A 1,244-nucleotide genomic window follows, 5' to 3' on the forward strand; every position below is an offset into this window, starting at 1 on the left:
TGTTACACCGGTCGAACCATTAGAATAACCATTAGTCTAAATTAGTCTAAGTATTAGGCTAGTGGTAAGGTATTCGCTACAATAGGGTCAGATGATGGCTTCCATGCCCCACGCAGGGGGTTTCCGCCCTTACCCATGGGCTTACCCTAAAATCATTACGCTAGAACCTGTTTAATCGATTCGGTGACTTGCTCTAAGGAGAGATCACCATTAATAGATTTTAAAGCTGAGTGTTCTCGGTAAAATTCCACCAAAGGAGCTGTTTGATGGTTATAGACCTCAAGACGTGTGCGGATAGTTTCCTCATTATCATCTGTACGTCCCTCCTTACGACCCCTTTCCAATAGTCTGTCGATCAAAACCTGATCTGGCACTTCTAGGTTGATGGCACCATCCAAAGTTTGGTCAAGCTCCTGCAACAGGTCATTCAAGAAATGGGCTTGGCTGACGTTACGGGGAAAACCGTCTAAAATCCAACCATTTTGAGCATCGGGTTGATTTAGGCGATCGCGGATCAGATCTATGAGCAACTCGTCAGGCACCAATTCTCCTTTATCCATATAGGACTGAGCTTTTTGACCCAGGAGGGTTTGAGCACTTACAGCCCCTCGCAAAATTTCCCCGGTGGAAATGTGAGGAATCCCTAGTTGTTCAGCCACAATTTTGGCTTGAGTTCCTTTACCTGCTCCTGGAGGTCCTAAAAAGATTAATCTCTTCATGTGTCATGTGTCATGGGTAATGTGTCAGTTGGTTTTTGTCCTAGGCAATGAACAACAACCAACTGACCCGAAAATTTGAGGCTCATCCACCTAAAAAAGCTGCTGCGCCCATTGCCCAATCGCTTTATTGCTTGACCATACCTTCGTAACGCTGGGAAATCACGTAGGTTTGAATTTGCTTGGCTGTGTCAATGGCAACCCCCACCAAAATCAGCAACGATGTGGCACCTAATCCCCTAAATGTGGTTACACCAGTGGCGCTTTCGACTGCAGTTGGTACTACAGCTACCAGTCCTAGGAAAATTGCTCCTAATAAGGTCAGTCGGTTCAAAACTCTCTCTATATATTCACTCGTAGCCCTTCCTGGTCGAATACCAGGGATACTCGCCCCCATTTTCTTCAAATTCTGGGACATATCTACTGGGTTTATAATCAGTGAGGCGTAGAAGTAGCTAAAGAACAAAATCAAGACTAAATAGACAGCAACATAGACCAAGGAGTTTGACCATTGGGGTTGAGATAATA

At 44.9% G+C, this 1,244-nt stretch carries 1 protein-coding gene and 1 pseudogene; both read right to left on the minus strand.

Annotation, left to right across the window (positions count from 1 at the left end; all coding sequences use genetic code 11):
• Window positions 1–155 precede the first annotated feature (155 nt).
• A complete protein-coding gene (locus F6K20_RS39020) occupies window positions 156–719 on the minus strand; it encodes an adenylate kinase (protein WP_008191180.1) in 564 nt (187 codons plus the stop codon).
• Between the two features lie 124 nt (window positions 720–843).
• Window positions 844–1,244, minus strand: a pseudogene (locus tag F6K20_RS39025) (preprotein translocase subunit SecY); the annotation flags it as partial.

Source organism: Moorena sp. SIO2C4, assembly GCF_010672485.1.
Lineage (GTDB): Bacteria > Cyanobacteriota > Cyanobacteriia > Cyanobacteriales > Coleofasciculaceae > Moorena > Moorena producens.